Here is a 19405-nt window from a genome sequence, read left to right as displayed (position 1 = left end):
AAAATATTTGCATCACATCTATAATGTTTTTAAATACTCAAGTAGCTCTTTCTTTTCAATATTTGTTAGCTCAACCACTCCATATTCATGTCCTTCATTGGAGTTACCCTTTAGGCTAGTATCATAGCGGAAGACCGGTGCATCATCTAAAGTCGATGTTGAAATATAACCGACATTCACAGGATCAAATTCTCTACTTCCCAGATAAAATACCTTAGACCTTTTATCTGATGGCAACAGTAACTCATATAGGCTGGGTACGGAGCCATTATGTAAATAAGGTGCAGTCGCCCAGATTCCGTTTAAAGGCCTTGCTTTGTAAACTTTGAAAGCATCAATACCTGAAGGAGTAGAGGAAGTTTCCTTGTCACTAGATACGTCAGGTGTTTTCTTATATTTATTTTTAAATACTGTAAGCTTTTGCTTAAAAATGTTACGTGGATGATGGTCGAGGTTTTCATCGATACCGTCGCTCGCTTGCTTAGCTGCTTCCCCACCTTTATATTCCGTTATCGCCGCTTCAAGAGTATCAATAGGGTGTTCTAATAATGAACCAACAACAGCATTCACTAAAGGTGCTAAACCATTAGTATTTTCTGGGATAACATCCCCAGCTAAAACAAACTCCTTCCTTTGGGCATACTTGCCAGCCTCTCTTATTTCTAACATATTAATAATTTCTTGTGGGTCTGTCCCTACTTCAGATTGAGGCGTTAGTACAGCGGTATATTTTTCCCCTTCATCTGACCGTTTTATTAGCTGATGGCAGTTGACACAATATTTGGCATAGTGCTTTTCACCTTCAGCTGCACGTACAGCATCGATCGCTGGCAAATATTCAGATGGCCACATTGGAGATCGTAACTCGGCGACCCATTCTTCAAGCTTACCAAGATTTTCAATCTGAATAGATGATTGGTAATGCTTAACAGATTTATCGTCCGGTATAGTGAGTTGTCCGTAAACACCTAATACTTCACCACCATTACGAATTAATGCACCCACACTATCAGGGCCGTTAGGAGCAAATCCCGTCCACTGTACGACATCTGATTGATGTGTGCCCCAAAGAAATGGATAACTGACAGGGGCATCAGATGCACGAGCATTATTCGGCATGTCATTCGATTTTGAAAGTATCTGGTTAAAGATAGCCCCTATAGCATCAACACGTCCATAGCCATAAGCTGGCTGTTTAGGATCTGGATGATTCGCTTGATTACGCTCAGCTAATATTTCTGTTTGTTCTAGAAGTGCTCGTCTAAGTATCACTTTGTCATTTGCGCTATAACCTTTTTCTAATACATTTTCGGCAAAACGATCAAACTTTTCTTCAGACTGATATGTCTCATTCATAGCTTTGACGAGAACCTTATTAAATTCTTCAAAATCGCCTAATGTCGGTCCACCATCGATGCGGATATTAATGCCTTTATATTCTATTTGGGCTGTGTGGCATGCTGCACAGTTAAACCCCATCCACTCTTGTTTTGTCTTTTTATCTACGTCTTTAACAAAACCAACCGCTAAACCATCTGGATTCCAGGTTGTTTTATTCTCAGGTAAATAACGCAGCTGAGAAATATGTTTATTATCTCGAAAAAGCATTTCGGAGCCTGCTTTTTCTAAATACAAGAACCATTTATAAGGCAGAATACGTGAACCCTGAGAGGTAAAATAAAAAGCTTGCTGAGTATCAGTAGTCCAGCTCTGATCTAAATTAACAACATTAGGGAAAGCTCCGGTAACCTCACTACCTTGTTCAATAGCTTTGCCTTTTTGTTCACTAGAGCAACCAAGAACAAAAGCTAGCGAGGCGGAAATAACAATTAAGCAACTATGTTTCAACGACAGACACTTGAACGACATAAGTTTTTCCTTATTAAAAGTTAGCAAAACAAAGGACAAAGTTATTTAAAATATGTTTAATTAATTTAGACGTTTTGTTTAGAACTATTTAGAGCCATATGGATGCAAGATCTCATTATCAGCTAAAAGTATTTTTATTAGTATTAGCAGGCCAATATAATCGTAGAATATTATTTAACTGTGTTCAAAGGGAAGTGAATCTAAATATGCTTTTAGATAAGAAAAAAATAGCTTTTGACACTTAATATTGCTTTTAAAATATGGTCAGCAAGTACCTTTAATATACGGCATTAAGAATGAGAGTAATTGTTATTAGCTATTAATATTAAGTAACGATAGAAATAAATTAAAAGTAGTAATAGTTAACAATACTTGAGCTAAACATTAAGGTATTAAGTGAGTGCTAAACCCAAGTATTAATTGAATAAATATCTTTTTAAAAATACAAAGGTTTACTGTATGCGTGCTATACGACGATAGATATCTTGTGCCGAAAACCACGATTCACAATCGCCAGTATCTAATACTGCTACGGCAACTTCACGCCCTGTCGCTTGAGCAGACAGCAACATTGAATACATACGTGCCCGACCTTCTGGAGACATGCCTGAGCTAATCGCAAAATAATCTTTATCTGAACATTTCGGAACATTAATACCAGGTATAGACAACTTAACTAATATTGTTTCTGCATGTGCGTAAGTAACAATATCCTCAACTTTTCCAATACTATCTACCCAACCCGCATGGGCACTATAAGACAATAATAGCCCCAAAATAAACAAAATAAACTTCATCTTAATATTCCTTGGAATGACCTAGAAGGTTTAACGATTTTACATATATGAAAGAGGACTTATTAGAGCAATTATGCATCCAATAAAAACAATAGGAAGAGAGTGAAGTTTTGCTCCATATTAATATAACCTTAACCAAATCCATTCTATTCAACCTACCTGTAACCTCTTACTCTATAGCACCTTAAAAAATAACACGTTACATTCTTAGCATTACATTTGTGAAACAACACTGTGCAATGCTTACACTAGGGTGGACAGATATTAACTATATACGGGTCTTACTCTTTCTCAGGGTAGTTGTAGCAGCGGCCTCTTTCATCACAATATCTACCAAGTAACTGAAAAAGACTAGAAATGAAAATGGATTGCTTTAAGCATGTAGGTATTGAGGAAGTAAATTTGGATAAAATCTTTATGCCTTGATTTAGGAAACAAAATTATGGGCTTCTCAAAAGTTATGGCATTGGCTGAACTCTAACAAAAGAACTTGCTGAGAAAGATCATGGCAATATATCTGTTACTAGCCAAGTAGAATACTGCTTTTACTATACAATTTGAAAAATCAAAGGTAGCGACTCGTACATTACTAAATAATCATGTGCTGCGTAATTTTTCTGATCTTATATTTCGGACATACTGCTGATGCAAGCAAAACTAATAGCTAGAGGTATACCAAGGGGCTAAGCACGAAAACGCTTGCGATATTCGTTAGGGCTAATATGAATTCGGCGCATGAAAGCACGGCGTATAATATCTGGATTAGAAAAGCCACTGTGCGATGCTATACGTTGTAGTGGTAAATCATTCTCTTCCAACAACCGTCGGGCAGCATCAACTCTGGCTTGCTCTACAAAATCAGCAGGGGTCTCACCAGTCTCTTTTAAGAATACACGGCTTAGATTTCTCACACTCATACCGACTCGATTACCTAATGCATTGAGCGTCAAATCTTCATCCACATGATCGAGAATCCAATGCTGCAACTCTTGTATTCTATCTTCTGTGGCGATCTGGGCAGCCAGATGAGCACTAAACTGAGATTGGCCACCGGGGCGGCGCAAAAATACTAAGAGTTTTCGTGCAATTTGTATAGATAAGTTGCGACCATGGTCATCTTCGATCATTTTAAGTGCCAAATCGATACCAGCTGTCACTCCCGCAGAAGTATAGAGCGGACCATCTTGTATATAAATGGAATCTGCTATCACTTCCGCTTTGGGAAAGCATTCTGCAAGTTCTTCAGCTTGCTGCCAATGTGTTATTACCTGTCTGCCATCTATAAGCCCTGCAGCCCCGAGAAAAAATTTACAATTACTACATAATGACCCACTTACAGTGCAGGAAAGATACTTCTGTGATAATCATCCAAAACCTCGGAACCTACTTCTAAACTAAAACCCAAATTCATTTGACATTCTAGGAACATACTTAAGGCAAGTGTAAAGTGGTAACGCAAAATAATACATATATTGTTCGACGGTTAATTGCTCATCCTATAAGTAGGTTATTTGAAGAAGTATATGAGTATTTTTGCATAAAAAAGAGAACCCCTTCTTAGCGTCGTAGCTTTATGTTGTATAAAGTTTGGCACCTCGGTGAGGTGTTTATCTAAAGCTTGGAATGACTCAACCTTGCCCACACTTGTATCCTAGCTTTACCCGTACCTAGTATTTAAATCAGGAGTTATAATGAAAAGCTTGCTTACACGAATGGCTGCTTTAGTAGGGGCATTCTTTTTTTTCATAGCAACCTTGCTTGTATATGTTTGTTTGATAAATAACGTCACTACTTTACCATCATTAATTATTTTCGTTCCTTTTTCTTTAATTATTTCAATTGTTTTTTCTCAAAAATATCCAAGAAAGTTTTCTGTCTTAGCTCTATTTGGGATATCGCTAATATTGAATGATAGTGAGTCAGGTTCTGCTAATGCATCGCAGTCTAGACAAGATTTAAAAGAAGGTTTTTACGGCTGGGTATTTCAAGTATTACATTTGTTTGGGTGGATTGGACTAATTGTAACAGCGTTCTTTACTGATCCTGGTATGATTCAGCTTCTCATTATGATTATTTCTTCTGTTGCTGTATTCTTCCCACTCGCTTCAGATGGTATGACTAAAGTTAGTTTCGAGTAATTTAGATATTACTCTTTCCATTTAACACGCTTCTCAAAGCATGATGGCTGGCAAATAGTATTCAGGCCAGGGCCGAGATTCGTCATCAGCCACAAATAATATAACTTCGAGATTATTAGGGATAACCAAGCCAATAATCTCTAGACCATCCTCATCGTCGTAACTAATAGTTTTAGCAGGTACTGACAATGACTCCCACCACCATATTTTTCTTTCATCATCAAGACACCATTGAAGTGCACGATAAGAAGTTGGTTTTTACTGTGGGTTAAAAAAATACGTCACCAGTCTTTAATAATTGGCGAAAATTTTAATAGAAGGCATTGGCAAAAAGTATAGAAATAAGTGACAACATTCAAAATACTACCACAGCGCCTTGAGCGTAATAATATGATATTTTTTACCAGTATTAACTTAACTTGCCCATGATGAATGCCGTTACTTCGATAGGGAGTGATACGAGAAAGCGCGAAAAAGAAAGTGCAGAAAAATAATAAGGTATCTGTACACCTGTATATTAACAAGCACTAAGCAGCTACTTGATTTTGACCATTATAATTATTTTTATCGTAACCAATAGAAGGGCGAATACAACTGACTAAATATTCGAGAATCGGTGATACTTCTGCAGGAGCATCTAGATAATGGGGATAATAAATAGGCGCAACCACTAGTTGACGTTCAACCATTTCATTAATAGTAGGTAAGTAATCAAATCCGGTTTTACCTACGTAAAGATTCTTGATACTTTGGTTTTTATACAGTTCTAGCGCTTTGCTAACACCGTTAAGATATAGATAATCTTTGGTAAACCCACCTCCTCGGTGCACTCTTACAGCAAGTTTGAATGCATCTTCTTGAGTTAGATGATGCTCTTCCACTAAGTAACTAAAAGTACGCCTGAAATCATTGTGATCAAGCATTTGCCTGACCGCGAGCACGCGAAGAGCCAAGCCATGTAGCCTGTTCAGGCTCATATTTCCTGAGAGGTACTCGTTTAATATCGCCAACCCTTCCTGAGTGAGAGTATTTCCTGGTAGACCCAATGAAAATACTTTTAAACGCTGTGAACTAGCATTGAGAGTTGTTGCCATATGCACACCAAGCTCATGATGAACGAGAGCTCTAGCTTCTATAGATGAAATATTAAGATCTTTGGCAATCATCAGCGACTTACGACTATTTGAAACCATTGCTGCTGCAACAAGTTTGCTACTTGTTTCTATTTTACAAGGCATTTTCCATTTGGATGCAGCAACCTTCATCTGTTTTTGCAACTCTTCAGCTGTCAACAATTTTTCATTAGCAGCATCTAGACCACTAGCGTGTAGCAAGAAACGTGCATTTTGCTCATCGGTTTGGTCTGGCTCGCCATAGTATTTTAACGATTCGTATAAAAACCCTGGTCTGCCCGCTTTAACCAATAATCCAATCTTTTCGCTTAAAGAATCAATCACATCACGATAGAGAGACTGAATGCTAGGATCTCTAATAGATTCTACCGGTAAACGGTAAAGCTGTTCCCTAAACTGATACGGATCAATATTCAGCTGCCGATATCTGAATTGTGGCTGGTAATTACCATTACACCTTAAGAAAGACTTTCTCTCATTAGGAATATTAATTGGATTGATATAGAAAAGTGTTTCCAGCCCTTTTGCTAATTGGTACAGCGCACGGTCGACTTTGATAACAGCAGAATCCATTTTCTCTGCAAGGATATCGGATTTTCTTGCCCTTTTTTTGGAAGTATAGCGACGGGAAAAAAACGCGGAAATTTCAACTAAACACCCTTTAAATTGCTGATTAAGTGACTGCATGACGAGAGGATAAATCTCTCCGCTTAGCTCGTCCATAAAAACTTTCTTTACTTCAAGAGGCAAAACAAGAGTATTCTGGAAACGGCTGTTAATATGAGAAATCATATAACCTCGACCATAAAAAACAGCGTTTTCACAAGCAAGAGTAGGCATATTAGGTAAACTAATATCTAATAATTTAGCTAGTGATAACCCAATAACACTTTTCCAACGATCTAAATCTATTTGCTCAGTCCCAAGATTAAATGTTGGCGAAGCATCTTCTCGGCGAAGGTGATTATACGAGTGTATATCAAAAACTAATGCAGCTCGGAATAACTTTTCAACTTTTTCTACTAAAGCGTCTAAAACCCTATAAAATGTCTGATGTTTATTTGTGCTTTCTTTCCTTTCTCTACCAGATAACCTTTTTTGCCAAACCGTTTTCCCCCAAGCCTTAGAATAGATGCAATTTGCAATAGGTCGATTTAAGTCGTACTCGTAACGAGAGTCACGGGCAATCAAAGTAATAGGCATGGCTTGAATTAGTTGGTCGGTAAACGGATCTTCCTCATAAAGCCTTTCTGTTTCAGACAAAGCACACTTGGAAATCAAATTACTTCTTAATTTATGTCCTGCGTGAATAGCAGTACATATCACAGGAGTATAGGATTCAATTTTTATACTAAAGCTTCCATCTAAAAGCTCACATTCAAACTGATCCCCGGATTTGATTCGCTGGATAATATCCTGCTCAGATAGCTTCAGCATCTTCAATTACCTTGCGAAAAGAATTCTTGCGCTCAATTACTAATTCACGAGCAGACACGACATTTTCGATAAAATCTATGATATGTTTTTGCAGCCTAGTTCGGTTCAGTTTGTTTATCCGAGTGATTCCTCCGGGGCTTAACACATTGACTTCGATAAGTTTTCCGTTAATCACATCCAGTCCAACAAGATATAAACCATCTCTCACTAGTTGCGCGCCAATTGCCTTGCACAGACGTTTCTCATCTTTCGTGATAACGTGTTTGACTTCTTTACCACCGGCATGAATATTTGAGCGAATATCCTTTTCAGATGGGACACGACGCATTGCTCCAATGGGCTCGCCATTGAGCATCAAAATTCTAATATCACCATAATTCGCACCTTCAACATATTCTTGCAAAATCACATAGTTTTCTTGATCACCGCCAATGTAAAAATCTAAAAGTGATCGAAAATTTTGCTGAGCACTTTTTTCGACGACAATAACCCCTTGCCCACCAAAACCATTCAGGGGTTTCATAATCATTTTTTCCGTGGGCGACTCTTCTAAAACTTGCTCCAGGTAGTCTTGACTCTTCGATACATGAGTCACGGGAATAAAACGCGCTGCATCTCCACTGAATGAAGCAGGATAGAGTTTGTTATTTGCAATACGTAAACCATCGATATCATTCATAATGAATACGTCGTTGCGCACAGAGTCAAGAAAATTTAGTGCAGTGGTATCCAACGGTGGATTCGCACGCATAATAATGACATCGAATCCTCCCATCGGTAACTTACACCGTTTAAATTCCGCCGATTTATAGAAAGATGGAATGTTAGTACTGACCTTGGTGGTTTTTTTTAAAACATTACAAAATGCATAAGCCACACTTTCTCTAATAGTCAGATTATTTGGCGTGGTGAGTACCACAGTTAAACCCCTTAAAGCAGCTTCGTGGATCAACCGCAGAGTGCTATCTGTTTCAGGCTCGATACGTTCCCATGGGTACATTAAAAAACAAATTTTCATGCCAGTACTTACCACTCTTCATCATCGGAAGATACCGTAGTACCAAAATCCTGCAGTTGAGGTTTGCCAGAAAATGATTCTCCTGTATTTCGTTCTTTAATCTTATGGCAGTAATATATCCAAACCATTTCGTGCTTAGTTTTTGGTAGCCTCTCACCATTACAAACCAAAACAAAATTTCGTTCCTCATCATTCACAGGCTGTCGCTCACCTAAATGTAGTTCTCGATAAGCGCTACCGTACTCTTCTAGGAGTTTCGCTTGGTCCTGGTTGAACTCGCCACAACGGGATAAACCATAGGGGAAGTGATCCTTGGCATAAAACTTTTTATTGGTGAAAAATGAGCTTAAACTTTGCATTTTAATCAATATCTCTTATCGCCGAACTAAACTGCTATATATTATTTTCTTGATTCTCGCTTCGGTAAAATGATAGATTTTTGTAGTTATTGATAAAAATTTTTGATCGAAGTGTTGATAAATGAATACTGATCTTTTAAGAACTTTTCTTGAAGTTGCTAAAACGCGACATTTTGGCCACTCTGCAGAGAATCTATATTTGACTCAATCTGCAGTTAGTTCAAGAATCAAACAGCTGGAAGCAATGATAGGAGTGCCAGTTTTTACCCGACAACGCAACAATATCCTGCTAACAACGGCAGGGGAGCGCTTACTTCCGCATGCCGAGAGCCTATTAGCTTCTTGGCAATTAGCAGTTCAGGAAGTAGGGGTTCCGACCAAAAAGAACGCGCAACTATCTCTCGGCGGTACTTCAAACTTATGGGATACGTTTTTGCAATCTTTACTGCCAAAGCTGGCCATAAAATTTCCCAATCTATACATGCGAACAGAAATTAATAATTCTCAACACTTGGTGCGCTCATTATTAGGAGGCAGAGTAGATATTTTCGCGACATTAGATCCACCGGCAAACAACGACTTTGAAGCTGAAGTAATAGGCGACCTTGAGCTTATTATGGTGTGTAACCATGCTGGAAAGCAGATTGAAGACATACCTAACCTGGGTTATGTGTTTGTTGATTGGGGTACTGCATTTAATATTCAGCAAGCACGACTATTTACTGAACCGGTAGCTCCTATTTTACATACAGCACAGAGTCGGATCGCTTTGGAATTTATACTAAGCCACAGAGGGGCAGCTTACTTACCTAGGGCCTTAGTACAATCCTATTTGGATGATCAGAATCTATTCCAAGTTTCGGACTGTTTAGAAGTTAAACAAGAAGTCTTTGCCGTATACATAAAAGGATCTGATACTAGTCTATCTTTGGGACCGATTATTAACTTTCTAAAAGCTAGAGATATAAAACCTGAAACAGCTCTGGCACCAATCGAAGATGAGTTCTAGATATAAAAATTTAAAGGGCTTAATTCTATCGAATCGATTTTATCACTGATTTTAAAGTACCAAATAGGAAGTGTATATCGAAGTAGCACACAGTTACTTTGTTAACTAGTGTATATGATAGGTCTCTAAAAGCTTATATCGCGGCAAGGTTATAATGAGAGACTATCTAAAATTTAAACTACTCGGAACATTGGCTTTATTTCTTGTTGGCTGCGGAGGTGGTTCGAGCGATAGCTCTTCTCTGCTAAGTGGAGAAAATCCAAGCCCAACAGCAACGCCGACAGTGCCTCAGCCCTCGGCAATACCCGAGCCGAGTATCGCACCATTGCCCACGGTTTCACCGGTAACCACTCCTACACCGAGTGCACAACCGAGTCCAACTCCTACGAGCACAACTTCACCCCCACCCGTTGCTAGAACTTCTATAGAAGCTTGGAAGCAATTTGTCAGAGCCAAAAATAGTGGCGAGCAATTACCTTTTCCTGATTTTTCTTATGCAGGTTTTAAACAAGGCGAAGAAGCAATTCCAAACCCGTCCTGGCAACAGTTCGATGTTACGGACTTCGGAGCAAAACCAAACGATAACAAAGATGACTTAGCCAGTATCAAAGATACGATAGCAGCGGCTCAGAAAGCCGACGGTGCTATTGTTTTTTTTCCCAAAGGTCGCTACTTATTGAGTGAGCAAGATGATATTTATGATTCTCTAATTAACATTAACGGCTCCAAATTAATTTTACGCGGGGAAGGTTCAGGTGTTGGTGGTACAGAACTATTTTTTCGCGAACACCTTTTGAGTAGAACACCAGAGAAAATGTGGACGACGCCACCAATGATTTCAATCAATGGTTCTACTTCAAGCTCTTCGGGAAATAAAATAACGAATATCACGAGGAATGCGAAAATAGGTGATTTCCATATTACGGTAGCCAACGCAAGCGCCTTGCGGGCAGACGACAATATTATTATTAATTTGAAAGACCCTAAAGCGGCAACTGATGATGCACTACAACCTTACAAAGTAGAAGACAATTGGACTGAGTTTAAAGAAGGTGAGTTTTCACGAGAGTTTCATAAAATTAAAAGTATTAGTGGTAATACTATTACTCTCACAATGCCTTTAGCTATGAATATTAGCAAGGACTATAATTGGGAGCTAAGAAAAATAACATTAGGCAATAATTTTGGCATTGAAAACATAGCCTTCGTTGGTAATTGGAAAGAAAAATTTCAACACCATAAAAGTATTATTCATGATAGCGCTTGGACAGCAATTCGTATCAACAAATATGAGAATTCGTGGTTAAAAGACATTCGTTTTAAAGACTGGAATCAAACACTCAGTATCAATGCAAGCCACTCCTTTAGTGTCATAAACTCTCTTGAAGAAGGTAATAGAGGACATCAATCAATTCTTGTTCAAAATAGTTACGGTGTTCTTGTCACCCACTCTCACGACAAAATTGATACGGGCATGCACCACGCTTTTGGTGTTGCATCAAGAGCGGCCGCCACGGTTTTCCATCGCAGTAGTTGGCCAAAAGAAACGACTTTTGACTCTCACGCCAGCTTTCCCCATGCCACTCTTTTTGATCGCATTGATGGTGGCTTTAGTGGGGCAAGTGGTGGTCATGGCGGTTCTGATAAATCACAGCCAAATCATATGCACGATTTAGTTTTCTGGAATTTTAAAGATCTTGGGAATAACGACGGCATAACCAGAGACTGGTGGCGTACAGATAGTATATACAGCCGCTTTTTAGAGATTAAGATGATAGGCTGGCATGGCGCTCGAGCAAATTTCATCGACCCTCAATTAGCGCGCAATGATTCTTACGGAAGAGATGTTAACCCGGAGTCTCTATACGAGGCTCAATTAGAATTACGACTCGGAAAATTGCCAAACTGGTTAAACCAACTAAATAAGGAGGCAAAAGAAAAATAAGTTACCGCTTTGATATTTAATAGGATAAATTTATTAACAAATCTTAGCTGACCTAGGCGTCTTAGTTTAAGTATGCCTTTTCTCTTAGGTATAGGTATTAGTAATTGTAAAGCACTGTGCAATTTCATAGTGCATTAAGAAAATGTTCCCTACCAATTTAAGCTGCGAGGTAATAAATTCAATGCCGCTTAAGCACCTATTTCAAGCAAGCAATAGGTCTATTGTTCATAGATACAAAGTTACCCACCTAGAAGCGAATAAAAATATTGATAAAACAAACACAGCCAAGTGTAAATGAGAATGATTCGTGTTATAGTGCGCCACCTCTAAATCTTTAAGCCTTTTTATTCTAGGAATAGGAATCAATCCATGCGCTTTTTCGCCCCATATTTAATTGGTATATCGTCAATGCTGCCTAGTGCATTGAGCCTTGCAGATGACGATACAAAGGAAGTTGAAACAGTTTCAGTGATCGGAACACGTCAAGCCTACCAAGGTGCTTTTGAATATAAGGAGGTGCCAGCAGCATCTCAGGAAATTGATCTTGAATTAATAAAAGATGCCGGTGTACTCAACCTCAGTGAAGCGCTTGATTTATCCGCTACTGTGGCGCGCCAAAATAACTTCGGAGGGCTGTGGAATAGTTTCGCAATTCGAGGGTTTGCCGGTGATGAAAATTTACCCAGTGGTTTTTTAGTTAATGGATTTAACGCTGGCCGCGGATTTGGTGGCCCAAGAGACTTGGTAGGTATTGAAAGAGTTGAAGTTTTAAAGGGGCCTAAGGCAGCGCTTTTCGGCCGGGGTGAGCCTGGTGGTGCAGTAAACCTTGTGACAAAGCGCCCCGAATTTGAAAAGGGTGGAGAAATTCGAACTACCGTTGGTAGTTGGGAGCAACTGCGCTTTGAAACTGATGCTCAAACGGTACTTGGCGAAGATGAAAATGTCGGTGTGCGCTTAGTAGGCTTTTTTGATGACGCAGAAAGTTTCAGAAGAACAGTAGAAACTAAGCGCGTTGGCTTTTACCCATCGATTGCATGGGAAGCTTCAGATAGTACCACTGTTAACTATGAGCTGGAATTTACCCGGCAAGAATTGCCTTTTGACCGTGGTGTCGTTTCTTTAAATGGCGAACTTGGCATCATGCCAATAGAAAACTTTATTGGTGAACCTGGCGATGGTGATATTGAAACTGAAGTAATGGGACATCAGTTGGAAGTAGAGCATGAGCTTTGGGATAATTGGACCCTTCTTACTGGGCTCGGTTTAAGGGATACCACGTTTGTTGGTTTTGCTTCAGAACCCAATTTCGAGGGGCGTCAAACCCTATTTTTAGATGGCCGCACACTTTCTAGATTTAGGCGCTTTAGGGACTTTGATACAGAATATGCAGTTGTGCGTGCAGAGCTTTCGGGTGAATTTAGCACCGGTACTCTTGAGCATCGTCTTATTGTTGGTGCAGATCTCGATCGTTTCGAGAATGATCAAATTATTCTACGTGGCCGTCCACCGTCAATCCCTGACGGCGCAACCTTAGATCAACTCGACCTCGATCAGTATCTTGTATTAGATATTCTTGATCCTGTATATGGGGCTGTCCCGCTGCTTGAGTTAGGCCCTAATACTGATCGCTTAGAAGTGCAAAAAGCATGGGGTATTTACATTCAAGACCAGATAGATATCACTGAACAATTTCAAATCCGCTTAGGCGGACGTTTTGATGACTTTAGCCAAGATATCGACAACCGCCGGGCAACCCCAGTAACAACCACCTCCCAATCAGATTCCCGTTTCTCTCCTCAAGTGGGAGCCGTTTATTTGGTGAATGAAAATACCAGTGTCTATGCCACCTATGGCGAAGGCTTTAGGCAATTAACTGGCTCAGATTTCGCGGGTAATGCCTTCGACCCCAATAAGTCAGAGTCTTCAGAAATCGGTATCAAAACTGATTTACAAGGGTTTTTTGATAGTGTATCCGGCGTCGCTACGCTGTCACTTTTCGATATCCAACAAAGTAATATTCTAGTTTTCGATGATCGTCCTGAGGCCTCTGATGGTTTCTTCTTAAGACCAGCTGGAGAAGCAGAGAGTCGCGGCATAGAACTTGATATCAATGCTCAATTCCCTGGCAATGTAGAGTTCTGGTTTTCCTATGCCTTTATCGATGCGGAATATACTAACGCGAACCCCGATGCAAACTTTGGTGCCACCATCGAAGCAGGTGACCCTCTTATTAACGTTCCTGAGAATCAGTTAAGTGTGCAATTAAGCAAGGGCTTTACATCATTGGGTGTACCTGCAAAAGTTGGCGCAGGTGTTCTTTACGTTGATGAGCGCTTAGGTCAAACTGCGTCTGACTTTTTCTTACCAAGTTACACAACCGTAAGAGCATTTGCAGAGTTAGAGGCCTCTCGGGATATTACTCTTCGAGTGGATATAGACAATCTATTCGATGAGGAATTCTATACAAACTCTTTTGCTGATATCTGGGTTGAACCAGGAGCACCAAGACGTTTCCGTTTTACCGCAGCATTTAAGATTTAAGTACTATTGAAAAGCGAAGGCTATGGCTATGAACCATAGCCTTTCACTGTCAATTTAAATTGTCACTTTAAGATGCAGGAATACAATGTCGGTTAGTACATCTATAAAACAGTCGAACGACACTGAAGGCAAACCTATTAATGCGTTAAGATTAGCCTCAATAGATCTCTTGCGCGGCTTGGTTATTCTTATCATGATGCTTGATCACGTGCGCGAACGTTTTTTTATGCACACATCAACCGGTGATCCGATACATGATACGGTAGCACCCGAACTGTATTTTACCCGCTATATTACCCACCTTTGTGCACCAATTTTTATATTCCTTGCCGGCATCTCTGCCTGGTTATATGCACATCCAGCTAATGGTAATTATCGTTCTCCCACAAGTTTTTTATTCAAGCGTGGAATGGTGCTTATTTTTATTGAAGTTGTCTTTTACTATCTGCTTTGGATCGACACAATTGCTACTACAATTTGGCTTCAGGTACTGTGGGCAATTGGTGTTAGTATGATCTGCTTATCTCTTGTGTGCCATTTAAATTATTGGCTCATAGGCAGTATTGGCTTGGCAATTGTATTTGGGCATAACGCGTTGACACCAATTGAGTTTGCGCCCGATGAATTCGGTTATACTTTATGGTCAATTCTTCACGATCAAAATAATATCGGTGAAGTAGGTGGGTTAACGATCAGAGCATCTTATCCCGTACTCCCCTGGATAGGGGTGATTCTACTGGGATACTTTACAGGGCCATTATTTGAAGAAAAAATTACAGTTGCTAGTAGGCGTAAGACTTTAATTATAACTGGGGTTATCTGCTTACTTACCTTGCTCATACTGCGCGGATTTAATATTTATGGTGAGACATTGCCCTGGAGTGTCCAAGATACTGTTATCGATACTGTAAGGTCATTTCTTAACTTTTCAAAGTATCCGCCTTCGCTGGACTATCTATTGATTACACTGAGCACTGGCCTATTTTTATTAGCTTGGTTTGATTCCTTACGCAGCCAAAACTTTTTTTTAAAGATTCTTAAAGTTTATGGCTCAGTACCCATGTTTGCATATCTGGTGCACCTTTATACTTTGCTTGTAGCATATTGGGTTCTTTATCTATTTTTCGGCCCCACTCATGGAGAACGCTTTGGCCTAAGTGGTGTTTGGCAAATATGGGTTGGCGCAATAGTTCTGACACTGATGCTTTATTACCCATCCAAACTATTTTCTAGCTACAAACACAAGGAAAAATACCGTAAGCCTTGGTTGAGTTATCTATAGCAATAATAAAATAGGCCAGATATCACCACTAAATGTCCTTACTAACACTCGCCGTCATCGCGTAGCCCAATAGAATATACCTAACAGCCACTATTCGTTTTTGGTTTAGGTATATTCTATGAAGATAACCATAGTCTCAGGTGACGCACTCCACCAACAACCGTGTGGATATGAATATCAGCAAAATGAAGAAAAGCGTCCGATGGCATTGGATGTGCTAATTCAAGCAAAAGCTTCTGCTATGCCTGAACTAGCTTTTCGTTATGGTTGTCGAAATGAGTTGTGTGGTGTTTGTACTATCGAGGTAAACGGCAATCCAAGACTTGCTTGCCGTTGTCGAGTAGATGAGGGCGATGTGTTAAGCCCATTAAGTACGCTACCTCATATTCGTGATTTAATAGTCACACGCAGCCAGGTGAACCGGCAACTGCAAAATACTATCCCCCCAACACCAGCTGTATCTCAACGCTCACCGTCTCCTGAAGAAATTAGTCTTAATCGTTGCATTGAATGTTATAGCTGCTTGTCAGATTGTCCGATGTATGAACGTAATAATATTTCTAAAAATAATTTTTCCCAAAAAAGTGACCCAGAAAATAAACAAACGGCTGAAGAGTTGAAATACGGTAATCCTTATACCTTGTTAAAAATTAGACAGGCAACATTAGCTGAGCAATACAGTGACAAGAATAAAAACCAATTAGTCGAGAATACGATCGAGCTAGGCTTAGATAGTTGTTTGGATTGTGATGGCTGTAAATGCCAAGTGGGTATTAGCTTAACAAGCGAAGTGATTGGGCCACTTTTAGCCCTTGCCGCAGCTAAGAATAGCCGGTTTTAATTGTTTGAAAATAACAGTAAAGGCTGAGGTGTATTGCCATGTTTAAAATCAAAGATAAAACATTCGATGTGGTGATCATCGGTAGCGGCGGAGCTGGAGGCGCAGCAGCTAGTGCTGCCGTTCAACAAGGTGCGAATGTACTTGTTGTCAGCAAAGATCCTTTGATATGCAGTGATAGCAAGATTTCTGAGGGCATCGTTACAGTCAGAAATGTGGGGGAAAATAAAGACAGCGAAAGTAACCTGTCTACCAATATGCGAGTTGAAGGTAGCGATATAGGCGATCCTCAGTTAGTTCAAGCCTTCGCTAAAGACTCAAAAAAAGCCTACAAGTGGCTCGAGAAGTGGGGGTTAAAAGCCAACCGTAGTCATAACAATGACAACAAAAGATCTCACGCTGAACTTGGTGGTCACAATAGGCCGCGCTCAATTATTCATCCTAACGGTGGGCTAGATTATGGCCATTCCGTTTGGCAAGCGCTGTTACAAAACGAAAACGCTATTAGCCTACTTGAAGACGCTTGGTGTTTAGAAGTGATAACCGATGAGCAAGGTAAAACTAATACTAAACAAGTTATCGGGTGTTTGATTTATCACGCTGTCAGTGGCGAAATATGGCGAATAAAAGCCCCTTCGGTTGTGCTAGCGTGCGGAGGACTCAGTACTCTCTACTTCCCAAACACAGATACTATGCGCGGTAACACGGGCGACGGCTATGCAATGGCAGCAAGGCTAGGCTGCGAATTGGTCGATATGGAACAAGTCCAATTTATTCCCTTTGCACTAGTGGGGCCTAAATCTTTTGAAGGCTTGGTGGTGGGCGAGCCGGCCAGTGCAGGCCCTTTGGGAGTTTTACGCGACCGCAATGGCAATATTTTAATGAAAGGCATCATGCGTCGAAATCGTGCTGAAGTAGCTGCTGCTATGGCGCAGGCGATAGCACAGGGGAAGGGTACAGATAAGGGGGGATGCTACCTGGATTTAACTCGTAATGTAGAGGGACCAAGCGGAGCAATGTTTTATCGCTTGTTTAGCACTGTTGGCCATGCATTTGTAAAGAACATTAGGGCTGCACAAGGAGTGAAGGCATCTCTATTACAAGAACCTTGGGAGGTAAAACCATGTGCTCATTATTGTATGGGAGGGATAAGGGTTAATGAACAAGGAGAAGCAATAAGCCAAAGAGATATAAAAGGATTATTAGCTGCAGGTCAGGTATTAGGCGGCTTACATGGTGGCAACCGCCTGGGTTCAACATCGTTAGCCGAAAATGTCATATTCGGATTGCGCGCTGGCAACCAAGCCGCTTGGATTGCTAACACGCAAACAATAGATCACAAAGTGTGGCAACAAAAAACCCATGCTGCGTTGAGGCAATATACCTCATTGCTCGGTGCTAAGTATCCTTCATCTGCTAGCGAACTTACTATTCAATTACAAAAAGTCGCTTGGGAATACCTTGGCCCTACGCGCACTGGCGATAAGATTAAACAAGGTATTAAAAAGGTCGCAGTGTTAAAGCAAAAATTGCAACGAGTAAAAATATCTAATAATACGATTTGGAATCAAAGTTTTATTGATTATGTTGAGCTTTGCAACTTGATCACCTGCGCCGAGTTAATAGGGCTATCTGCATTAAAAAGACCACTTAGCGCAGGCGCACATGTCAGATCAGATAAGCCAGCATTACTGTCCAAGGTTTTTGATTGTCTGCCTTATAGCTTATCCATCAAAATAGATAAACCTACAGCATCACTTAGTTCCACAAGCGTTTGGAATACCACCAAAATCAAGCGAGAACACACACCACTAATGTCCGCTTTAGCTCATAAAACCAAAAAACAGGTGGGAGTATTGAGTCTGGCATTGCTGTATGGTGTTCCCCAGCAACGCTTAACTCAGATTCTGAGCAAGATATATCGCAAAAAAGCCAAAGAAATGGGTGTTGTTTTACCTGATGAGCAAACTATATCTGAAAACATACCAGAGCAAATTCAATCCTACTCACTGCGCCTAGTAGAAAAATTACCTCAAACTCACGATAGTGTATCATTTCGTTTCGTAAAAAATAACACAAGAGCATTTTCTTTTAAGCCTGGACAGTTTGGCAATTTTACTTTTGTTATTAGAGGTAAAGCTATTACCCGTTCCTATTCTTTTTCTGCATCGCCGAATCAGAAAGACTTTATTGAAATTACTGTCAAACGCGAACCAGGAGGATTAGTTTCCAATTGGATGATTGACCATTTAGCCGTTGGCGATACAGTTGAGATGAAAGGGCCTCTGGGTACATTCACTTTACCACCCCATGGTGCACCGTTACCGCCAAAGAAACTTTTATTAATTGGAGCTGGCAGCGGCATTACACCTCTGATATCTATGGCTAAGTGGATCGTTGATCAGCAATTTGAAACGAATGTTATTCTAATTTATTCGATGCGCACCAGAAACGACTGTATATTCAGGCAAACCTTATATGATCTAGCTAGTAAGTACAGTAACCTTCGAGTTTGTATTAACTACACTAGAGAGAATAATATCCCTATCAATATAAATGATGAAAATGATATCGCTCTGGGAAGATTATCGATGACATTGCTAAAGCGGTGGGTACCCGATTTAACAAGGCGTCATGTATACATGTGTGGGCCAAATCTATTTATGCAGCAGATTCAAGACAAACTTCAGCATCTCGGCTTAGCGAAGCGAAAATTACATCTTGAACATTTTAGTAAGGCTTTAGATATGGATGCATTCTCAGATATCGGCCAGTTCAATATTCATTTTACTCGATCCAATATCAAAGCAGAAAGCATCCCTGCTAAATCTATTCTCGATGTGGCAGAACAACACGGTATGGATGTGAGTTTTAGTTGCCGCAGTGGTACTTGTGGGGAATGTAAAACACGGAAATTATCAGGTGATATTCGTATGCTTTGCGATGACGGCCTAACTTCTGCAGAAAAACAAAATAACTATATTCTTACCTGCACCGCATTGCCGCTAAGTGATTGTAAACTAGAGATGTAAAGCATCT

The 19405-nt window shown here is 40.0% G+C and carries 14 protein-coding genes; 7 read left to right on the top strand and 7 right to left on the bottom strand.

Annotated elements, in window-relative coordinates:
• Nucleotides 1–18 precede the first annotated feature (18 nt).
• The 3 genes from BVC89_RS00950 to BVC89_RS00940 all read right to left on the bottom strand — a co-directional run bounded on the left by BVC89_RS00950 (nucleotide 19) and on the right by BVC89_RS00940 (nucleotide 3877).
• Nucleotides 19–1869: a di-heme-cytochrome C peroxidase gene (locus tag BVC89_RS00950; RefSeq protein ID WP_216825069.1), complete on the bottom strand. Its 1851-nt coding sequence runs from the start codon at nucleotides 1867–1869 to the stop codon at nucleotides 19–21.
• Nucleotides 1870–2321: 452 nt separating this feature from the next.
• Nucleotides 2322–2666 carry a hypothetical protein gene (locus BVC89_RS00945; RefSeq protein ID WP_086929433.1) on the bottom strand — a complete coding sequence of 115 codons (345 nt, stop codon included), beginning with the start codon at nucleotides 2664–2666 and terminating at the stop codon, nucleotides 2322–2324.
• A gap of 683 nt (nucleotides 2667–3349) precedes the next feature.
• Nucleotides 3350–3877 carry a helix-turn-helix domain-containing protein gene (locus BVC89_RS00940; protein ID WP_086929432.1) on the bottom strand — a complete coding sequence of 176 codons (528 nt, stop codon included), beginning with the start codon at nucleotides 3875–3877 and terminating at the stop codon, nucleotides 3350–3352.
• A 480-nt stretch (nucleotides 3878–4357) separates the two neighbouring features.
• Here BVC89_RS00940 and BVC89_RS00935 point away from each other — a divergent pair, with 480 nt between their 5' ends.
• Nucleotides 4358–4804, top strand: coding sequence for a hypothetical protein (locus BVC89_RS00935; RefSeq protein ID WP_086929431.1), 447 nt, complete (start codon nucleotides 4358–4360; stop codon nucleotides 4802–4804).
• A 33-nt stretch (nucleotides 4805–4837) separates the two neighbouring features.
• Here BVC89_RS00935 and BVC89_RS29480 read toward each other — a convergent pair whose 3' ends face one another.
• The 4 genes from BVC89_RS29480 to BVC89_RS00920 all read right to left on the bottom strand — a co-directional run bounded on the left by BVC89_RS29480 (nucleotide 4838) and on the right by BVC89_RS00920 (nucleotide 8751).
• Nucleotides 4838–4993 carry a hypothetical protein gene (locus tag BVC89_RS29480; protein ID WP_158657732.1) on the bottom strand — a complete coding sequence of 52 codons (156 nt, stop codon included), beginning with the start codon at nucleotides 4991–4993 and terminating at the stop codon, nucleotides 4838–4840.
• A gap of 338 nt (nucleotides 4994–5331) precedes the next feature.
• Nucleotides 5332–7374, bottom strand: a complete 2043-nt coding sequence (locus BVC89_RS00930; RefSeq protein ID WP_086929430.1) for a flavohemoglobin expression-modulating QEGLA motif protein — start codon at nucleotides 7372–7374, stop codon at nucleotides 5332–5334.
• Nucleotides 7358–8392 carry a glutathione synthase gene (gene gshB / locus BVC89_RS00925; RefSeq protein ID WP_086929429.1) on the bottom strand — a complete coding sequence of 345 codons (1035 nt, stop codon included), beginning with the start codon at nucleotides 8390–8392 and terminating at the stop codon, nucleotides 7358–7360. Before gshB ends, BVC89_RS00930 begins: the two co-directional genes overlap by 17 nt.
• 8 nt (nucleotides 8393–8400) lie before the next feature.
• Entirely contained in the window at nucleotides 8401–8751 is a 351-nt protein-coding gene (locus BVC89_RS00920) for a MaoP family protein (protein WP_086929428.1), read from the bottom strand.
• Nucleotides 8752–8872: 121 nt separating this feature from the next.
• On the opposite strand from BVC89_RS00920, the gene BVC89_RS00915 reads away from it, so the two are divergent.
• The 6 genes from BVC89_RS00915 to BVC89_RS00890 all read left to right on the top strand — a co-directional run bounded on the left by BVC89_RS00915 (nucleotide 8873) and on the right by BVC89_RS00890 (nucleotide 19398).
• On the top strand, nucleotides 8873–9760 hold the full coding sequence (locus BVC89_RS00915; protein ID WP_086929427.1) for a LysR family transcriptional regulator: 888 nt from the start codon (nucleotides 8873–8875) through the stop codon (nucleotides 9758–9760).
• A gap of 154 nt (nucleotides 9761–9914) precedes the next feature.
• Nucleotides 9915–11705 (top strand): DUF4955 domain-containing protein, encoded by a 1791-nt coding sequence (locus BVC89_RS00910; protein ID WP_086929426.1) that lies wholly within the window; start codon nucleotides 9915–9917, stop codon nucleotides 11703–11705.
• Nucleotides 11706–12074: 369 nt separating this feature from the next.
• Complete coding sequence (locus BVC89_RS00905) at nucleotides 12075–14246, top strand: TonB-dependent siderophore receptor (RefSeq protein WP_086929425.1); 2172 nt, start codon at nucleotides 12075–12077, stop codon at nucleotides 14244–14246.
• 85 nt (nucleotides 14247–14331) lie between these two features.
• Nucleotides 14332–15528, top strand: a complete 1197-nt coding sequence (locus BVC89_RS00900) for an acetyltransferase domain-containing protein (RefSeq protein WP_086929424.1) — start codon at nucleotides 14332–14334, stop codon at nucleotides 15526–15528.
• Between the two features lie 118 nt (nucleotides 15529–15646).
• A complete protein-coding gene (locus BVC89_RS00895) occupies nucleotides 15647–16369 on the top strand; it encodes a 2Fe-2S iron-sulfur cluster-binding protein (RefSeq protein ID WP_086929423.1) in 723 nt (240 codons plus the stop codon).
• Nucleotides 16370–16407: 38 nt separating this feature from the next.
• On the top strand, nucleotides 16408–19398 hold the full coding sequence (locus BVC89_RS00890) for an FAD-binding protein (protein ID WP_086929422.1): 2991 nt from the start codon (nucleotides 16408–16410) through the stop codon (nucleotides 19396–19398).
• The last annotated feature ends 7 nt before the right edge of the window (nucleotides 19399–19405 follow it).

Origin of the sequence: Agarilytica rhodophyticola, assembly GCF_002157225.2 — a bacterium.
Classification (GTDB): Bacteria; Pseudomonadota; Gammaproteobacteria; order Pseudomonadales; family Cellvibrionaceae; genus Agarilytica; species Agarilytica rhodophyticola.
This window is presented reverse-complemented; position numbering and strand designations above follow the sequence as displayed.